The 19143-nt window shown below is 34.1% G+C and carries 20 protein-coding genes; 8 read left to right on the forward strand and 12 right to left on the reverse strand.

The window, feature by feature from the left end; genetic code table 11:
• Positions 1-33: 33 nt before the first annotated feature.
• A complete protein-coding gene (locus K7G79_RS04385) occupies positions 34-414 on the forward strand; it encodes a HEPN domain-containing protein (protein ID WP_223549528.1) in 381 nt (126 codons plus the stop codon).
• Between the two features lie 760 nt (positions 415-1174).
• On the opposite strand, the gene K7G79_RS04390 is transcribed toward K7G79_RS04385, so the two are convergent.
• The 5 genes from K7G79_RS04390 to trmB all read right to left on the reverse strand — a co-directional run bounded on the left by K7G79_RS04390 (position 1175) and on the right by trmB (position 4317).
• Positions 1175-1420, reverse strand: a complete 246-nt coding sequence (locus K7G79_RS04390) for a NifU family protein (RefSeq protein ID WP_223549530.1) — start codon at positions 1418-1420, stop codon at positions 1175-1177.
• A gap of 2 nt (positions 1421-1422) precedes the next feature.
• Positions 1423-2559 carry an Mrp/NBP35 family ATP-binding protein gene (locus tag K7G79_RS04395; protein WP_223549532.1) on the reverse strand — a complete coding sequence of 379 codons (1137 nt, stop codon included), beginning with the start codon at positions 2557-2559 and terminating at the stop codon, positions 1423-1425.
• Between the two features lie 119 nt (positions 2560-2678).
• Entirely contained in the window at positions 2679-3008 is a 330-nt protein-coding gene (locus K7G79_RS04400; protein WP_223549533.1) for an MGMT family protein, read from the reverse strand.
• The gene (locus tag K7G79_RS04405; RefSeq protein ID WP_223549535.1) at positions 3005-3640 is read right to left on the reverse strand and encodes a LysE family transporter; all 636 of its coding nucleotides are present in this window, start codon (positions 3638-3640) and stop codon (positions 3005-3007) included. The genes K7G79_RS04400 and K7G79_RS04405 overlap by 4 nt, the downstream gene beginning before the upstream one ends.
• A gap of 2 nt (positions 3641-3642) precedes the next feature.
• The gene (gene trmB, locus K7G79_RS04410; protein WP_223549537.1) at positions 3643-4317 is read right to left on the reverse strand and encodes a tRNA (guanosine(46)-N7)-methyltransferase TrmB; all 675 of its coding nucleotides are present in this window, start codon (positions 4315-4317) and stop codon (positions 3643-3645) included.
• A 149-nt stretch (positions 4318-4466) separates the two neighbouring features.
• On the opposite strand from trmB, the gene K7G79_RS04415 reads away from it, so the two are divergent.
• The gene (locus K7G79_RS04415; protein ID WP_223549540.1) at positions 4467-5516 is read left to right on the forward strand and encodes a glycosyltransferase; all 1050 of its coding nucleotides are present in this window, start codon (positions 4467-4469) and stop codon (positions 5514-5516) included.
• Here the strand turns inward: K7G79_RS04415 and K7G79_RS04420 are convergent.
• Complete coding sequence (locus tag K7G79_RS04420; protein WP_223549542.1) at positions 5496-6542, reverse strand: cell wall metabolism sensor histidine kinase WalK; 1047 nt, start codon at positions 6540-6542, stop codon at positions 5496-5498. The genes K7G79_RS04415 and K7G79_RS04420 overlap by 21 nt on opposite strands.
• Entirely contained in the window at positions 6542-7222 is a 681-nt protein-coding gene (locus K7G79_RS04425) for a response regulator transcription factor (protein ID WP_223549544.1), read from the reverse strand. The genes K7G79_RS04420 and K7G79_RS04425 overlap by 1 nt, the downstream gene beginning before the upstream one ends.
• Before the next feature lie 197 nt (positions 7223-7419).
• Here K7G79_RS04425 and K7G79_RS04430 point away from each other — a divergent pair, with 197 nt between their 5' ends.
• The 3 genes from K7G79_RS04430 (at position 7420) to K7G79_RS04440 (ending at position 10725) form a co-directional block, all read left to right on the forward strand.
• The gene (locus K7G79_RS04430) at positions 7420-7746 is read left to right on the forward strand and encodes a T9SS type A sorting domain-containing protein (protein WP_223549546.1); all 327 of its coding nucleotides are present in this window, start codon (positions 7420-7422) and stop codon (positions 7744-7746) included.
• 109 nt (positions 7747-7855) lie between these two features.
• Complete coding sequence (locus K7G79_RS04435; RefSeq protein ID WP_223549548.1) at positions 7856-9610, forward strand: DUF5689 domain-containing protein; 1755 nt, start codon at positions 7856-7858, stop codon at positions 9608-9610.
• A 134-nt stretch (positions 9611-9744) separates the two neighbouring features.
• Entirely contained in the window at positions 9745-10725 is a 981-nt protein-coding gene (locus K7G79_RS04440; protein WP_223549550.1) for an acyl transferase, read from the forward strand.
• Positions 10726-10833: 108 nt separating this feature from the next.
• Here the strand turns inward: K7G79_RS04440 and tyrS are convergent, their stop codons facing one another.
• Positions 10834-12129 carry a tyrosine--tRNA ligase gene (gene tyrS, locus K7G79_RS04445; RefSeq protein ID WP_223549552.1) on the reverse strand — a complete coding sequence of 432 codons (1296 nt, stop codon included), beginning with the start codon at positions 12127-12129 and terminating at the stop codon, positions 10834-10836.
• Positions 12130-12219: 90 nt separating this feature from the next.
• On the opposite strand from tyrS, the gene K7G79_RS04450 reads away from it, so the two are divergent.
• Positions 12220-13230, forward strand: a complete 1011-nt coding sequence (locus tag K7G79_RS04450; RefSeq protein WP_223549554.1) for an SDR family oxidoreductase — start codon at positions 12220-12222, stop codon at positions 13228-13230.
• Here K7G79_RS04450 and K7G79_RS04455 read toward each other — a convergent pair.
• The 3 genes from K7G79_RS04455 to K7G79_RS04465 are packed head-to-tail and all read right to left on the reverse strand — an operon-like array spanning position 13193 to position 15883.
• Complete coding sequence (locus K7G79_RS04455; RefSeq protein ID WP_223549556.1) at positions 13193-13810, reverse strand: DUF4296 domain-containing protein; 618 nt, start codon at positions 13808-13810, stop codon at positions 13193-13195. The two genes, K7G79_RS04450 and K7G79_RS04455, sit on opposite strands and share 38 nt — an antisense overlap.
• The gene (locus tag K7G79_RS04460) at positions 13807-15153 is read right to left on the reverse strand and encodes a dihydroorotase (protein WP_223549558.1); all 1347 of its coding nucleotides are present in this window, start codon (positions 15151-15153) and stop codon (positions 13807-13809) included. The genes K7G79_RS04455 and K7G79_RS04460 overlap by 4 nt, the downstream gene beginning before the upstream one ends.
• A 7-nt stretch (positions 15154-15160) precedes the next feature.
• Complete coding sequence (locus K7G79_RS04465; RefSeq protein ID WP_223549560.1) at positions 15161-15883, reverse strand: polyprenol monophosphomannose synthase; 723 nt, start codon at positions 15881-15883, stop codon at positions 15161-15163.
• A 115-nt stretch (positions 15884-15998) separates the two neighbouring features.
• Between K7G79_RS04465 and K7G79_RS04470 the strand changes: the two genes are divergently transcribed.
• Positions 15999-16646 (forward strand): DUF4271 domain-containing protein, encoded by a 648-nt coding sequence (locus K7G79_RS04470; protein WP_223549562.1) that lies wholly within the window; start codon positions 15999-16001, stop codon positions 16644-16646.
• A gap of 21 nt (positions 16647-16667) precedes the next feature.
• Entirely contained in the window at positions 16668-17417 is a 750-nt protein-coding gene (locus tag K7G79_RS04475) for a uroporphyrinogen-III synthase (RefSeq protein WP_223549564.1), read from the forward strand.
• A 52-nt stretch (positions 17418-17469) separates the two neighbouring features.
• On the opposite strand, the gene pckA is transcribed toward K7G79_RS04475, so the two are convergent.
• Entirely contained in the window at positions 17470-19086 is a 1617-nt protein-coding gene (pckA, locus tag K7G79_RS04480; RefSeq protein WP_223549567.1) for a phosphoenolpyruvate carboxykinase (ATP), read from the reverse strand.
• Positions 19087-19143: the final 57 nt, after the last annotated feature.

The following is a 19143-nucleotide window of genomic DNA, read 5'->3' on the forward strand; positions in this document are numbered from 1 at the left end:
AAAGTTTATCATTAACTTTAAAATTAAGAACTCATGGAAAAAGAAGCAAATAAGTTATTTGACAAGGCTTTTCAAAGCCTAAATTCTGCAAACAAGGAATTATATAGACCAGAAGAGGATATTGTTCCGTATTCGGTTTGTAAAAATTCACAATATGCCATTATGAATTTTTTAAAAGGGTATTTATATAAAAAAGGTGTAAACCCAGATTCTTTTATAACAATTGATGAACTATTTGAAGAATGTAAAAAGCTAAACAAAGATTTTGAAAAAATAGATTTCTCTGATTTCAATTGCACACACCACGCCATTGATTCTGGATATTGTACCGAGGTGTCTAAAGTTAACACCTGCTTTGCTACAGCAAACAATTTGTATGCTCTATTAAAGAAGGTAAAACTGATAACAAATTAAAGTTAAAAAAAGGAATCCAAGGTTTAATGATATGGGTTACCTATATAAGTAATGCCTCTTTCAATGAAAACAAAGGCATCTCTAGATGGCACCCATAAATAAACGTATGAGCTTGACAACACAACTATAGTTCACAAAGCAATATTTCTATAACAAACTATTAAAAAGAATGCCCACCCTAAAACCAGTTTTATCTTTAGAAATACATATTTTATAATTGGGAATAAATTGAACTATTAATTTTTTCTTATGTTCGTGTGCAAAAACTTTTTAAATTAAAACTCTTTTTAAGAAAGAAAATGCAACATAAATCAAAACTCTTAAATTAAAACAACATCAATATGAAAGATTTTAAAGCTACAGGATTTTTTTATTAATTTCATTTCTGGTTCTTGAAGGTTGTAACCAAATATAGAAAAGACAGGAACCATGGGTTTATTTTATTTGATAGATAATAAAACCGCCCGTGGATTTATAGAGTTACAAGTACATTTGCATAGGAAACAACACCTAAAAATGGGGCTCAAGTGTTATGGAAAAATATAAAAATCATACCCAAAAAAGCAGAAAAGCACAGTACAACAAATACAGCTAAACCTATATATTAAAAGCAGTCTATCTAACCGCGGATGAATAGAATATTGCAAAAATACCTAGAAAACAGTCTCGTCCTTAAAACCCAAAATAAAAACCTAAACCCTAACTTAACTTGTTTTTTACCTTTAGTACAACTTGAAGCCTAATATCAAAAGGTAAATCTTTATGCGTCTACAATATTAATGACCTGCTCTATTTGAGGCGCATACTTTTTTATGGTCATTTCTACCCCTGATTTTAAGGTCATTTGGTTAACACTGCAGCCAACACATGCCCCTTGTAGTTGTACCCTAACTAGTTTATCGTCCTCAATAGACAATAATGAAATATCACCACCATCACTCTGTAAAAATGGACGGATTTCATCAAGGGCCTTTTCTATATTTAATTTTAGCTCTTCTGTTGTCATATCTATTTTTTAACTGCCGAACATCCTGCCATTGTCGTAATTTTTATAGCCTCAGTGGGAGGCAAACCCTCATTACGTTTTACCACTTCTTGAACTATATTTTTGGTTAAAGTTTCAAAGGCTTGTTCAGATGGTGTGGCAATTTGTAATGTCGCGGGTCGTCCAACATCACCTGCTTCTCTAATACTTTGCACTAATGGTATTTCACCCAAAAAGGGAACTTTTAAATCTTCAGCTAAATTTTTAGCACCCTCTTTTCCAAATATATAATATTTGTTATCTGGCAATTCCTCTGGTGTAAAGTAAGCCATATTTTCAATAATACCTAAAACAGGAACACTAATACTTTCCTGTTGGAACATGGCTACTCCCTTTTTGGCATCAGCCAATGCCACATTTTGAGGCGTACTTACCACAACAGCTCCTGTAATGGGAAGTGACTGCATAATACTAAGGTGGATATCACCAGTTCCCGGGGGTAAGTCCAACAACAAGAAATCAAGCTCTCCCCAGTGCGCATCGAAAATCATTTGGTTTAATGCTTTGGCTGCCATAGGGCCACGCCAAACCACTGCTTGGTTGGGTTCTGTAAAAAACCCGATAGACAACATCTTTACGCCATAATTCTCAATAGGCTTCATTTTAGATTTTCCATCAATATTTACTGCTAAAGGGCGTTCTGATTCAACGTCAAACATAATGGGCATTGATGGACCATAAATATCTGCATCCAGAACACCTACTTTAAAACCCATTTTAGCAAGGGTAACAGCCAAATTTGCAGTTACCGTAGATTTACCTACACCACCCTTACCCGAGGCCACTGCAATAATATTTTGAATACCCGGTATAGGCTCTCCCTTAATGACATTAGCCTTTGGATGCTCTGGAGCTTCTACCTTTACATTGACTTTTATTTTAGCCTTTTCGTAAACTTTATCATGAATGGTTTTTAAAATATCAACCTCCGTACGTTTTTTTGCTTGTAAACTTGGGTTTTTTATAGTAATATCAACAACTACTTCATCGCCAAAAACAACCACGTTTTTTACCGCACCACTATCAACCATATTCTGCCCTTCTCCTGGAGCTGTAATAGTTTCTAATGCCTTTAATATCTCTTGCTTATTAAGTTTCATATATTTTATTAAGAATCATTCTAAAATGCAAATATATATAATAAAGCTGGAAGACAGAAGATTGAAGTTAGAAGTTTTAATGATATAACTATTTATAAGTTTTATAAAAAAGGTATGAATTACATCTCCTTATTAGGGTCCCAAAATACCTTTTCAAAATTTTGGATTTGATTGTCAACAATCTGGATACCCTCACTTTCCAAGAGTTGTTGCATTAAATTGATACCATCAAAATGGTATTTACCAGTAAGCAATCCTTTTTTATTAACTACTCGATGTGCCGGCACCTCTTTACCAGACGACCCATTCATAGCATAACCTACCATACGAGCGCTTCTAACGGCTCCCAAATATTTCGCAATGGCCCCATAACTAGTTACCCTTCCATAAGGAATGTGTTGAGCCACCTTATAAACCTTATCAAAAAAACTTAATGTTTCCCGTTTCATGAACCCAAATCTTTTATGATATTTATTAAGGTAATTATTGAAATTATTCCTGTAATACCTCCAATAATATAGTTCATGTTTTTTTGAGATGTAAACGAACGGCTTTTAATTTTTTCGAAGAAAAAAATATACATGTATAACATCACAAAACTTCCCATAGCAGCTCCGGAGACATATGTAATGATACTTATAGTATCGAAGGCCAACCACCCAATCGAGGCTAAAGTAACCGTCATATAAGCTTGGAAAGGTATTGGAAACATATTAAGTGCCGACAAAAACATGCCGTGAAAAAACCTGCTATGTTTACTCCTAACTCTAGGTTCCACATCATGTTTGGGCATGGACTTGGCAATGAACAAATAATAAATAGTTATCAATACAAAAACCACAAAGGCTACACGCTGCAAAATTTCCACAACTTCTGTATGCTTACTAAGGTACCTTGCAAAAATAGCCGCAATATAGGTTTGCACAAAAACCGTTACACAGGCTCCAACAGAAAACATTATACCCCTAATATGCCCTTCTTTCAAACTAATTTTAACAGCGCTCATATTTAAAAGACCTGGAGGTATAACACCAATAAGCGTAATGATTAAACCTAGAAAGAAAACTATTGTAATATCCAAACTTACTTAATTTTAAACCTAATATAGGTAATTGGCTTTTGTTGTTCTAAATACTGCATCTCATAAAAGGTTTGAATACTTGTAACCTCTTCTGGACTTCCTTCTAGTTTATAAACATTATGGTTGGCATACAATACTTCATGTCCGGCACCATGCAATAAGCCAAGAGTATAACCATGCATAAACTCGCTATCGGTTTTTAAATTAACTATGCCATCTGGTTTTAATATGGTTTTATAGCGATTTAAAAATTGGGCGTTTGTTAAACGGTGTTTAGTACGCTTATATTTTATTTGAGGATCAGGAAAAGTAATCCAAATTTCATCAATTTCATTTTCAGAAAAGGCATATTCTATAAGCTCAATTTGAGTTCGTAAAAAGGCGACATTTTTTATTTGCCGTTCTATAGCTGTTTTGGCACCTCTCCAAAATCGGGCCCCCTTAATATCGATACCTACAAAATTTTTGTTGGGATATTTTTGCGCCAAAGCTACAGAGTATTCTCCCTTTCCACAGCCCAACTCTAAAACCAACGGATTTTCATTATTAAAAAACGTTTTTCGCCAATTGCCTTTTAAAGAATATTCTTTATTAACAAGTTCATCGCGCGAGGGTTGAAACACATTACCAAACGTTTCGTTTTCCTTAAACCGTTTTAACTTATTTTTACTTCCCACTAAAGCTTCTGTAATTTAATTATTTGGTAAAATTAAGGAAATATGTGAGAGGGTTGATATGCTTATCTTTGAATTTAATTGAAAACTGTAAATGGGTTTGAGGCTCTTCCGTAAAACGATCAGAAAGAAACCCTTACTAAATTGGTAAAATGAGCAAAAACATTTTAGTAGCCCCTTTAAATTGGGGATTGGGCCATGCTACAAGATGTATTCCTGTAATAAAGGCACTTTTAAACTACGGTTACCAGCCCATAATTGCTAGTGACGGTGCAGCTTTATCGTTATTACAAAAGGAATTCCCCAATGTGTTACCTATTGAATTACCTTCTTACAATATATCCTATACTAAAAGCGGCAAATTCCTTAAATGGAAGATTATAAAATCTTTACCTAGATTATTAAAAATAATTAAAGCTGAAAAAAAAGCCACCAAATACATTATTGAAACCCATAATATTTCGGGTATTATTTCTGATAATCGGTTTGGTGTTTACAGTAAAAATATCCCATCAGTTTTTATAACCCACCAGTTAAATGTTTTAAGTGGAACTACAACCTGGATGAGCACAAAAACACACCAAAACATTATTAAAAACTTTAATGAATGTTGGATACCTGATGTAGATGGTCCTTTTAACTTGAGCGGAAAATTAGGACATCCATCAGCCCTTAAAATACCTACAAAATATATTGGTCCATTAAGCCGGTTTACTAAGCATGATGACACCTTTAAAAATGATTTATTGGTGTTATTGTCTGGCCCAGAACCGCAGCGTACTATATTGGAAAAAAAGTTGCTTATTGAATTAATAAGTTATCAAGGAAAAGTAATTTTTGTGAAAGGTATCATTGAGAAAGAGCAAACCATACAGTTAACGGACAATATGACGATCTATAATTTTATGATATCCCCACAACTGGAAAAAACCATAAATGAAAGTGCTAGGGTATTATCGCGATCTGGATACACTACCATTATGGATTTGGCAAAACTGAACAAAAAAGCTTTTTTTATACCAACCCCTGGACAATTTGAACAAGAATATTTAGCTAAGCGGCTTACAGAACAATATCTAGTCCCCAGCTGCAAACAGAATGAATTTAAATTAGAAATGCTTAAAAAAATTGACAACTTTAAAGGTCTTCATTTGGAGGTTCCTGATGTCAATTTCAAAACATTATTCGGAAACCTTTTCTAAGGTAAAAGAAAATTCGCTACCCACACCATACTCACTTTCTACATAAATTTTTTCGTTGTGGGCTTCAATAATATGCTTTACAATGGACAAGCCTAAACCTGATCCTCCTTCACTACGAGCTCCACTTTTATCAACACGATAAAATCGCTCAAATAAACGTGGCAAATGATTTTTGGCAATGCCTTCACCATTATCGGTTACACGTACAATAACTTTATTCTTTATTAAATTTTCAATACTAACCTCGGTAGTTCCTTTTTCGTTACCATACTTTATAGAATTCACTATAAGGTTGGTAAGTACTTGTTGAATACGCTCTTTATCTGCATTTACAAATATGGGTTTTTTATAATCTGCATCGAATGTAAGGGTTATCTTTTTCTTACTGGCCCGTATTTCAAACATATCGAACACGTTCTTAACAAGCCCGACAATATCAAACACTTCCATATTTAAACTCAAATCACCAATCTCAAGCTTAGTAATCATGTCTAAATCCTTAACAATATATATTAAACGTTCTACGCCCTTACTAGCCCGTCTTAAATACTTATCCCGAACATTTTTGTCATTAATGGCCCCATCCAAGAGTGTTAAAATGTAGCTTTGTACTGTAAACAAAGGGGTTTTTAACTCATGTGACACATTACCAAAAAACTCTTTTCTATATTGCTCCCTAACTTTTAGAGTTTCTATTTCAAGTTTTTTATCCCTAGCAAATTTGTCTATTTCCTTGGTTAAGGTACCCATATCAGTAGTAATAGTTCCTCTAGTTATGCTTGCAGATTCTAAAAGCGTAAGGTCGTCATAAATTTGCTTAACACGTCTATATATTAAACGTTCTATTCGTAACTGGATAAAAACAAAAGACAACAGGTAGCTAAACACCAAAATGAAGACCAACAAACCCCAATTGATTTCAAAAAAATAATATAAAAAAACACTCGTTGCGAGTGTTAAGGATAGTGCAATATAAAGCGAGGTATTCGCAGAAAATCGATATGGCTTTTTTAATTTAACTTGCATTAATCTACAAACTTATACCCTACTCCTTTTACCGTTTTAAAACTATCATCTCCAATTTTTTCCCTAAGCTTTCTAATGTGGACATCTATGGTTCTTCCGCCAACTATAACCTCGTTGCCCCAAACTTTATCTAAAATTTCATCACGTTTAAAAACTTTACCTGGCTTGGATGTTAACAAAGATAGCAATTCAAACTCTTTTCTTGGCAATATAATTTCTTCACCGTTTAAGCTAATTTTATATTCATCCCTGTCTATCACCAAATTTCCTATTTTAAGCATCCCTTCTTTTTCTTCTTGCTTATAACGTCGTAAAAGCGCCTTAACTTTGCTCACTAAAACCTTAGGCTTTATAGGTTTTGTAATATAGTCATCGGCTCCAGCATCGAAACCAGCCACCTGTGAATAATCTTCGCCCCTTGCGGTTAAAAAAGTTATCATTGTATCCTTTAAGTTAGGGATTTTACGGATTTGCTCACAAGCTTCAATACCGTCCATTTCAGGCATCATAACGTCCAATATAATTAAATGGGGGTGCTCCTTTTTGGCTTTCTTTACTGCTTGCAATCCATTTTCAGCAGTAATGATTTGATACCCTTCAGCCGATAAATTATATCCAACAATTTCTAGAATGTCTGGCTCATCATCAACCAATAAAATTTTTATATTCTGTTTGTCCATATAATTAGACGATTTTTTATCAAAAGGTAAAGATAAAACTATTACTATTAACTTGTTAAAATGTTAAAATATATAACAAAAAGGTAACATACAGATTACCCTATCTTAACCTTTTGTTAAAATAAAGAAATCTTTAACGTTTTAATTGGTACAACTTTTGATATTATTTACTAAATTTAACATATAAAAATCCTACTATGGTAAAAAACTACGTTTTAACCTTTTTCTTTGTGTTATTCTTTGCAGTTGCCCCCAAAGCTTTTGCACAGGATATCCCACAGCAAAAAATAGAGAACCTTTCTATTTATCCTAACCCAGTTAACAGCAACAGGCAGGTTATTTATATTACTACAAAACGTAATATGACCAAACAAATAGAGTTTTTTAATGCCATTGGAAAGAAAATACATGCCACCACCATTACCGGAAAGGAATTAAATATATCGAAGTTGGCTACCGGGGTTTATTTCTTAAAGATTACCGAAAATAACATTACCGAAACACGTAAATTGGTAATTAAGTAAAAACAACATTATTTTATTTAAAAAAAACAGTCTATTGGACTGTTTTTTAGTATTATAAAAAAATAATTTCCTATTTTTATAAGGACTAATTCTTATAAATAATTTAATAATGAAAAAACTTTACTTTTTATTTTTTGCTTTTTTAACTTACATTATCTCTTTTGGTCAAGATATGATAATTACAGGTGTCTTTGATGGTCCGCTAACAGGCGGTGTACCTAAATTTGTTGAACTTTATGTTGTAAATGATATTGCAGATTTATCAACTTTTGGAATTGGCTCAGCCAATAATGGTGGTGGAACAGATGGTGAAGAATTCTCTTTTTCTGGTTCCGCTACAGCAGGTGATTTTATTTATGTAGCTTCTGAAGATGTTGGATTCAACGATTATTTTGGATTTCTTCCCGATTTTACTACATCTGCTATGGGCATTAATGGAGATGATGCAATTGAATTATTCTTCAATGGAAGTGTTATTGATACTTTTGGTGATATAAACGTTGATGGCACAGGAACTGGGTGGGACTACCTAGATGGATGGACCTATAGAAATAATGATACTGGTCCTGATGGATCAACATTTATCTTATCAAATTGGTCATTTAGTGGTCCTGATGCAACTGACGGTTGTACAACAAATGGCACTTGTGGATCTATTTTCCCAATTGGCACATTTACATACACCCCTTCAACAGATCCAACCATAGCCCTTATTAATGGCCCAGCAAGTGGTTCAACCGTTGATTTAGGTCCTGAAGACCTAAGTGGAGAATTAGAATTTGTCGTTACTAACTTTAACGTGGATACCGAAGGAAATGGTGGAGATGGATATATTGTTTGGACGGTGCTTAATACAACCTCTGTAACAACACATGATAGTGGAGGCCCCCTCTATGACTTAACACCTGATCCTTTTATTCCCTTAGAACCAAACAATAGTTATTACTTTGTTGCACAATTGATTAATTATGGCTCTGGAAGTGTTGCAGCAGAATACGATTTAAATATTAACACTTTAGGTTACAATGTTGTTGCAGATATTGCAGATTTAAGAGCTGAAACAGAAGATCTTTATTATGAGATAACAGGTGAAGTTATTGTAAGTTTTGTTACAGGTAATAGTAGAAACCAAATTTTTATTCAAGATGCAACTGGTGGAATTTTAATTGACGACCCAGATGGTATTATATCTACACTTTACAATAATAACGATGGTATAACTGGTCTTAAAGGAATGCTAACATCCTTTGGAAACGTGTCTCAAATAATCCCTACAATTGATCCAGGCGCAGCATCTTCAACCAGTAATACTATCACACCTTTATCAGTAACTATTAATGACCTGTTGAATAATATTGATACTTATGAGTCTGAGTTAGTCCAGATTACTGACGTGACTTTTGCCGCAGGAGATGGAGTTACTGCTTTTGCTTCCAGTACGGATTATGATATTTCTGATCAAAGTGGAGGTCCATTGGTATTTAGAACCAATTACCCAAATGATAATATGGCTGGAGAATTAATACCAAATACCCCAACAACAATTATTGTAATAGCTGGCCAATACTTTAATACTATTCAAGTATATCCTTTAAGTCCTAGTATAACTTTATCTAGCTCCAAATACAATCAGATTGAAGGTTTTGCAATGTACCCAAACCCAACATCATTAGGTTATGTAAATATTATTAGTAAAAACCAATCTGCATTGAGAGTTGGCGTTCATGATATACTTGGAAAACAAGTTATTAATAAAACTATAAGTAATAACCGTTTGGATGTGTCTACCTTAACTACTGGAATTTATATCATAAAAATTTCACAGGACGATGCAATTACTACCAGAAAATTGATAATCAAATAACAACTTAATTTATAGTTTTAAAAAGCGTTACCATTGGTAGCGCTTTTTTTATGAACATATAAAAGATACTTCGACAAGCTCAGTATGGCAAATTGTTATTATTTCATCCTAGTATTTTATTTACTTTTGTTGTAATGATAAACCCAGATGACATCTTCAGCATTCAATCTGAAAATGACTTTGAAACCATGGCTTTCAAAGTCTTTAAATTTCAGTTTGAAAACAATTCAGTGTACCGGTCGTTTTGTGATTTGTTATACATTCACCCCAGTGATATTACATCCATTAAGGACATTCCTTTTTTGCCCATTCAATTTTTTAAATCACATCGTGTTTTATGCAGTTCAAAACCTATTGAAAAGATCTTTTCAAGTTCAGGTACCACAGGAAGTGTTACAAGTAAACATTACGTGACAGACCTATCAATCTATGAAAACAGTTTTCAAAAAGGCTTTGAACAATTTTATGGCAACATCAAGGACCATGTCATTTTAGCTTTACTGCCTTCTTATTTGGAGCGTGAAGGCTCCTCGTTGATTTATATGGCAGAAGTTCTTATCAAACAATCCAAACATAAGGAAAGTGGCTTCTATTTAAACAATCTTACCGAATTAAAAGACCTATTGTTAAAACTGGAATCAGAGGGTAAAAAAACAATTTTAATGGGTGTTTCTTTTGCATTATTGGATTTGGTTGAACAATATCAATTCCAATTAAAAAATACCATAGTTATGGAAACTGGCGGTATGAAAGGTAGACGTAAGGAATTGATTAGAACTGAACTCCACAATACCTTAAAAGAAGGATTTGGAGTAAGTACCATTCATAGTGAGTATGGTATGACCGAATTGTTAAGTCAGGCCTATTCTAAAGGCCATGGTATTTTTAATTGCCCGCCTTGGATGCAAGTATTAACTCGAGACACCGAAGATGCTTTAACCATTCAAGATTATGGAAAATCTGGTGGAATAAATATTATCGACCTTGCCAATATTAATTCCTGTGCTTTTATAGCCACTCAAGATTTAGGTCGTACACACCCAAATGGTACCTTTGAAGTTATGGGTCGCTTTGATCATTCCGATATTCGTGGATGTAATTTAATGGTGTTGTAAGGTCTTTATAAAACTTACGACTAAACCAATGCTAAGAAAAAGAAAAGTTTTTTAGTTTATTGGTTGGTTAAACAAAAGGCCCGATTTAACATTAAATCGGGCCTTTTATTATTTTACGGTTAAGACAAAATAATTTTTCTTACCACGTTGTAACAATACAAACTTGTTGTTGATTAAATCGTTGGTCGTTATAGTATAATCTTCGCCTACTTTTTCCTTATTTACCGCTATAGAATTTTCCTTTAAGGCCCTTCGAGCTTCGCCATTCGATTTTAAGAAACCACCTTTTTCTGCCAATGCCCCTATAACATCCAATCCGTTTTCAATATCGGTCAAAGCAATTTCAGTTTGAGGTACACCATCAAAGACATCTAAAAATGTTTGTTCATTCAATTGTTTTAAATCTTCGCTAGTAGATTTTCCAAATAGAATATTACTTGCTTTGATAGCATTTTCCAAATCGTCTTTAGAATGCACCATTGTAGTAATTTCCTCTGCCAAACGTTTTTGTAACACACGTAAATGTGGTGCTTCTTGATGTTCTTCTATTAAAGTATCAATTTCTTCTTTGTTTAAAAAAGTGAAAATCTTGATATACTTTTCAGCATCTTCATCACTTGAGTTCAGCCAATATTGGTAGAATTTGTAAGGTGATGTTCTATTGGCATCCAACCACACATTACCACCTTCCGACTTTCCAAATTTAGAACCGTCGGACTTAGTGATTAACGGACAGGTAATCGCAAACCCTTTGCCGTTACCAATACGTCTAATGAGTTCGGTCCCCGTAGTGATATTACCCCACTGATCACTACCACCCATTTGCAAGGTGCAATTAATATCTCTGTATAAATGAAGAAAATCGTAACCTTGTACCAATTGATAAGTGAATTCGGTAAAACTCATTCCTTCTGAAGCCACATCTGAAGAAATTCTGTTTTTAACTGAATCCTTTGCCATCATATAGTTTACAGTAATATGCTTACCTACATCGCGAATAAACCCTAAAAATGAAAAGTCTTTCATCCAGTCGTAATTATTCACTAAAACAGCTGCGTTTTCTGCATCACTTTCAAAATCTAAAAAATGTGACAATTGTTTTTTTATGGCTTCTTGGTTATGGCGCAAGGTTTTTTCATCCAATAAATTACGTTCGTTGGATTTTCCGGAAGGATCACCAATCATACCTGTAGCACCACCCACCAAAGCTATAGGTTTATGACCGCAACGTTGGTAATGCGCCAATAACATAATGGGGACCAAGTTACCAATATGTAAAGAATCTGCTGTTGGATCGAACCCTACATAAGCACTGCGTATCCCTTCCATTAAATGGTCTTCGGCCCCTGGCATTACTGTATGGATCATCCCTCTCCAAGTTAATTCTTCAACGAAATTCTTCATTGTCTTTTTGATTTTTTTATAAACTAGGGCAAAGATAAAAATACACTTATAATTACTCGTGCATTCTTAATATTTCTTTACATTAGTTGCATGATTTTAGTTACTGGTGGTACAGGATTGGTTGGAGCTCATTTACTCTTTAAACTTGTTGAAAGCAATACATGTGTAAAAGCTATTTATCGCAATGAAAGTAGTCTTAAAAAGGTAAAGCAGGTTTTTCTTTCTTACACGAATGATTACAATGCTTTGTATGATAAAATTATTTGGATAAAAGCTGATATTTTAGACATCCCCTCATTAACTAAAGCTTTTAAGGATGTCTCTTTTGTGTACCATTGTGCTGCATTTGTTTCGCTAGAACCCAGTAAATATTACCTTTTACGCAGGATAAATATTGAAGGCACCGCAAATATCGTTAATATTTGTATTGACAAACAAGTTACAAAGTTGTGCTACGTGAGTTCCATTTCAACACTTGGCACATCCATAAACGGTGAAATGATAACCGAAAACACGTTTTGGAACCCAGAAGGCGACAATAGCACTTATGGCATTACAAAATATGGTGCAGAAATGGAGGTTTGGCGGGGAACCCAGGAAGGCTTGAATACCGTTATAGTAAATCCTGGTGTTATATTAGGGTCTGGCTTTTGGAACAATGGTAGCGGAAGTCTTTTTAAACGAGCTTATAAGGGCATTCATTTTTTCACTAAAGGCACTATTGCCCTTGTAGCAGTTGAAGATGTTGTATCCATAATGATTGGTTTAATGCAAAGCGATATAAATAATGAACGTTTTCTGATAGTTGCCGAAAATTGGCCCTACAAACGTTTTTTACAACATTTGTCGGTAGCTGTAAACCAAAAACCACCAGAAAAAATGGCTTCGGTATTAATGCTTGGGATTGCTTGGCGATTGGATTGGCTAGTAAATACTTTAACAGGAAGCCCCCGAAGACTCACCAAGCATATTGCCAAAGTGCTTCAAAAGGAAAGACAATATAGCAGCAATAAAATAGAAAAGACTTTAAACTACAGTTTTAAACCCATAGATAATATAATAGTTAATCTTGGCGAACGTTATCTGAAACAGGTGGAATAAGCCCTTCTTTTTTAACTTGCTCCATGAACTCGACCTCCAATAGAGAGTCATTTTCAATTTCACGTCTTATAGATTGATGTGCTGCTCTAATAGAATCCAACTTCATTTTTAATCCAAGAGTATCTTTTTGCATTGCTACTTTTACAGAATCCAGTTTTTTATTCAACATTAAACGATCTTTCTTAACAAGCTCACGCAGGGAGTCTTGCTTTTTTTTCGTATTAATTTCCTTAGTTTCTAAATCCTTGTAATAGATTTTTAAAGCTTCCAAACTATCCTTTACCCTAGTATAAATATCATCGTAATCATCAACACGATAGGCGTAGTACTCATTGCTTAGGGCAAATTGTAAACTATCTATGTTATACTTGTTGAAGATATAGGCTTCTTTATCGGTTACTTCTTTATCTAAAGTCTTTTTATTACTTCCTGTTGTAGCCGATATTAATCTAATATCGATTAAAATATTGACCATATTGTCTTTAGATATTAAGTTCTTAGGCTTTTTGGGATTATTAAGCCCATAGCACCCTAGAAAAAGAATACCTATTAGAAAGAAAGTAGTACGTTTTACAATCATCTGTTAAAAGTTAAGCGTTTTGCAGCACTTGTCCTTGCAAACTTAAAGTTATTAAAAACCAGACTACCATTTAAAAACGTATGGGTGATTCTAGACTTAAATGTGGTTCCTTCAAAAGGTGACCACTCACATTTATATAAAATATTCTCCTTTTTAACCGTCCAAGGATTATTTAAATCCACTAATACCAGATCAGCATAATAGCCTTCCTTTATATAACCTCTTTTTTCAATTTGAAATAATATGGCTGGATTATGGCACATTTTTTCCACAACTTTTTCTATGGAAATCTTGCCTTGGTGATACATTTCCAAAAGTGCCGGCAAAGCATGTTGTACCAAAGGTCCTCCAGATGGTGCTTGGGTATAATTATTTTGTTTTTCTTTTAAGGTATGTGGGGCATGGTCTGTAGCAATTACATCAATCCTATCATCCAGCAAGGCTTCCAATAGTTGTTTTCTGTCTGTTTTAGTCTTCACAGCAGGATTCCATTTAATTAATGTTCCTTTTTTATCGTAATCTTCATCACTAAACCACAAATGGTGTATACAAACCTCGGCTGTAATTTTTTTATCCTTTAATGGTTTTTTGTTTGAAAATAAATGGGTTTCTTTTCCCGTAGATAAATGAAACACATGTAACCTCGCACCTGTTTTTTTTGCTAATTCAATAGCTTTAGAAGATGACAAATAGCAAGCTTCCTCACTTCTTATAATAGGGTGTTTATTAATAGGAATATCGTCCCCATATTTTTCAATGTGTTCTTGAAGATTTTGCTTTATGGTAGTTTCGTCTTCACAATGTACCGAAATAACCATATTGGTACTTTTGAATATTTTTTCTAATACCTGAGGATCATCCACTAACATATTACCGGTTGAAGACCCTAAAAATAATTTTAATCCTGCAACCGACCTGGGATCCACTTTTAAAATTTCATCCAAGTTATCATTGGTTCCCCCAAACATAAAAGAATAGTTGGCAAAAGCAGTTTTTGAAGCAATGTCGAACTTCTCCTCCATTTTTTCAATGGTCGTAGTTTGCGGATTGGTGTTAGGCATTTCTATAAATGACGTAATTCCTCCCGCTATGGCTGCTTTAGATTCAGAAGCTATATCAGCCTTATGCGTTAAACCTGGCTCCCTAAAATGCACCTGATCGTCTATTACCCCCGGCATCAACAATTTTCCTTCGGCATCAACAACCACAACATCTGATGATTTTGCACTTATAGAATCCTCTATTTGGACAATAAATTCGCCCTTTATTAAAACATCACCATTAAAAATGCGTCCTTCATTTACAATTTTTGCATTTTTTATCAATGTTGTTCTTTCACTCATACACAATTTATTTTTTAAATAAACTATTGATTTTCATGGAAATGACCCCAAAAATAGCTTCAGAAATAATCCCTGAACTTAGTTTAGATTCCCCCTTGGTTCTATCGGTAAAAATAACGGGTACTTCCACTATTTTGAAATTTTTTAAATGGCTCTTAAACTTCATTTCTATTTGAAACGCATAGCCTATAAACTTAATTGTATTTAAGTTTATAGTCTCTAAAACCTTTCTTTTATAACATACAAAACCAGCTGTAGTGTCATATATCTTCATACCGGTTATTAACCTCACATATTTAGAAGCCAAATATGACATGAGCACCCTACTCATGGGCCAATTTACCACATTAACCCCAGTAATATAACGTGAGCCAATAGCTAAATCGGCACCTTCGACATGACAAGCATTATAAAGTTTAATCAAATCCTCTGGATTATGTGAAAAATCGGCATCCATTTCAAAAATATAATCATATTCCCTACCTAAACACCATTTAAATCCATGTATATAAGCCGTTCCTAACCCCGATTTTTCTTTACGGGTTTCCAAAAATAAGCGTTTAGAAAATTCATTTTGCAGCTCTTTGACTTTCAAAGCGGTTAAGTCTGGTGAATTATCGTCTACCACCAATATATGTATAGCTTCAGATTGTGAAAATACAGCTCTAATAATAAGTTCTATATTTTCTATTTCATTATATGTAGGAATAATGACAATGCTTTTTTGCATCAACTTTACAATTAAAATCAATAATTTTTAGCAAATGTAAGGCATTAGCTTTTTATTTATTTTAAATATTCCTTAATAATTAAGCAGGTAATAAAAAATATGATAATTTTATTGCATGATTCGTGAAACACCTTCAAATGAACTCTTTACCATTTTACTGGTAGCTTGTTTGCTTATTGTGGCGATTGCTAAATTGGCATCTTCCAAACGCTTTAACGAGTTTATTTATGTTTTCACCAACTCAAAATACCTGAATATTTATGCAAGAGACCAGAAGTTTTTCGATAAGTTTGATGCGCTTTTATTTGTCAATTTAATAATTTCTGCGTCTATATTTGTCATCCTAGCTTTGCAGTTTTTTAACGGCATAGATTACACCTCTATAAACTTACTTTTTAAAATAACCGTCGGTATAGGTTCATTTATTCTAATAAAAGTTTTAATAGAACGCTTAATAGGTAGCCTTTTTGAAATTGATAATCTAATAGACACCTATCTGTTTCAAAAAATAACCTACAAAAATTATTTGGGTCTTATGCTGTTACCTATAAATGCTTTTTTGATTTACAGTTTTAAACCTTCTGCGTCTTTATTTTATATCATGTTAGGCCTTTTATTTGTTGTTAATATTACGGGGTTAGTCACATCGTTTAAAAGGCACCAAAGTTTAATAAAAACCAATTTTTTCTATTTTATTTTGTATCTTTGCGCACTTGAAATAGCACCCTATATTATTTTATATAAGGTTTTTATTTTAGATTAAAAGAACAAACTACTTGTGCCTATGAAAGTGAAAACGATTTTGGTTTCCCAACCAGAACCTAAAATAGAGAATTCCCCGTACTTCGATTTAATAGATAAGCAAAAGGTAAAAATTGATTTCAGACCTTTTATACATGTTGAAGGATTACCTGCAAAAGAAGTAAGACAACAAAAAGTAGACCTGAACAATTATACCGCCATTATATTAACCAGTAGAAATGCTGTTGACCATTTTTTTAGGGTTGCCGAAGAAATGCGTTTTAAGGTGCCAGACACCATGAAGTATTTCTGTCAGTCTGAAGCGGTAGCCTATTATTTACAAAAATATGTGGTATACAGAAAGCGTAAAATATATGTTGGAAAACGTACATTTGCTGAACTTTCACCTTTAATCAAAAAATATAAGGACGAAAAATTCCTATTGCCGAACACCGATAAAGTTAAACCAGAGGTTCCTGAAACCATGGATGCTTTAGGCGTTAATTGGAAACAAGCTACCTTTTACAAAACGGTTGTTAGTGACCTGTCGGATTTAGCCGATGTATACTATGATGTATTGGTGTTCTTTAGTCCTTCTGGGATTGAATCCTTATTTCAAAACTTCCCGGATTTCAAACAGAACGATACACGTATTGCTGTATTTGGAAATACCACGATTAAAGCGGTTGAAGAGCGAGGGCTACGCGTGGACATTGCCGCGCCTACGCCTGAAACACCCTCTATGACCATGGCTTTGGAAAAATATATTGAAGAGGTTAATAAAAGGAAATAACTTCTTTTACTTAACAAAAAAGGGGTTGTCTTTTAGACAACCCCTTTTTAATTTAAAACGCATACCGTTGCGGACCACCACGACGTATTTCTTCACTACAATGGGCTTCAAACTTTTTAAAGTTCTCACGAAATGCATTGGTAAGCTTAAACGCCATTTTATAATAGGCTTCATCATCATTCCAAGTAGCACGAGGACTCAACACGCGAGTAGGTACTCCCGGACAGGCTCTAGGCTGTGCTACCCCAAATACCGAATGAATGTGATAATCATCGTAATTATATAACCCAAGGTGTCCTTCTAACACAGCATTAATCATAGCTCGAGTGTATTTCAATTCCATACGCTTACCTACACCATAAGGTCCGCCAGTCCAGCCCGTATTAACCAACCACACATTGACTCCCGCTTCTATCATTTTTTTACTTAACATTTCAGCATATTTTGCTGGGTGCAAGGGCATAAAAGGCGCTCCAAAACATGCAGAAAATGAAGGTTGTGGCTCAACCACACCTGCCTCGGTACCTGCAACTTTTGCTGTATAACCAGAAATAAAGTGATAAGCGGCCTGGCTGGGCGTTAATTTTGAAATTGGCGGTATAACACCAAAAGCATCTGCTGTTAAAAAGAAAATATTTTTTGGATTTTTAGCAATTGAAGGTATTTGAATATTGTCTATATGATATATGGGGTAACTTACCCGAGTGTTTTGTGTAATTGAAGTGTCCTCAAAATCCACATGCCCCTCTTCATCAAGGGTGACATTTTCTAAAATGGCTCCCTTCTTTATAGCATCATAAATCTCAGGTTCATTATCCCTTGATAAATTAATCACTTTTGCATAACATCCCCCTTCAAAATTAAATATGGTATTTTCTTTGGTCCATCCATGTTCATCATCTCCAATCAAACTTCTATTAGCATCGGTAGACAAGGTGGTTTTTCCAGTACCCGATAAACCAAAAAATATGGCTGTATCATTCTCTTTACCAATATTTGCACTACAATGCATTGGCAGAGTATCCTTAAATACAGGAAGAATAAAATTCAATGCCGAAAAAATTCCTTTTTTAATCTCCCCAGTATAACCCGTGCCACCTATTAATGCCACTTTTTTAGTAAAGTTTAAAATAGCAAAATTATGTTGACGTGTTCCATCTTCTTTAGGGTTTGCCATAAAACCAGGTGCATTAACCACAGTCCATTCTGGAGAAAACCGATCCAATTCGGCTTCTGTAGGCCTTAAAAACATATTGTAGGCAAATTGATTACTCCAAGGATATTCGTTTATCACCCTAATATTTAATCGGTAATTGTCATCGGCACAGGCATAACTGTCCCTTACGAAAAGTTCTTTACCCGACAGGTAATCCACAACCTTATTGTAAAGGTTATCAAATTTTTCAGAATCAAAAGGAATATTAATATCACCCCACCAAATCTTATCTCTAGTAATGGCATCTTTGACAATAAAACGATCTTTTGGAGAACGCCCTGTAAATTCACCTGTATTAACTGCTAACGCCCCAGAAGAAGCTTCTAAGCCTTGCCCTTTTTCAATAGCAATGTCATGTAACTGCTCTGGTGATAACTGATAATTAATTTTGGCATTTTTAATGCCGTAACCCTCTAACGAAATCGTTTTCGTAATTGAGCCATAATTTTCCATAATACGCTTTAAAATTAGTTATCAGGCAAAATTATAACAATTATTTTAAAGCTTTTA

Origin of the sequence: Aestuariivivens sp. NBU2969, assembly GCF_019931125.1 — a bacterium.
In the GTDB taxonomy this organism is placed as follows: Bacteria; Bacteroidota; Bacteroidia; order Flavobacteriales; family Flavobacteriaceae; genus Aestuariivivens; species Aestuariivivens marinum.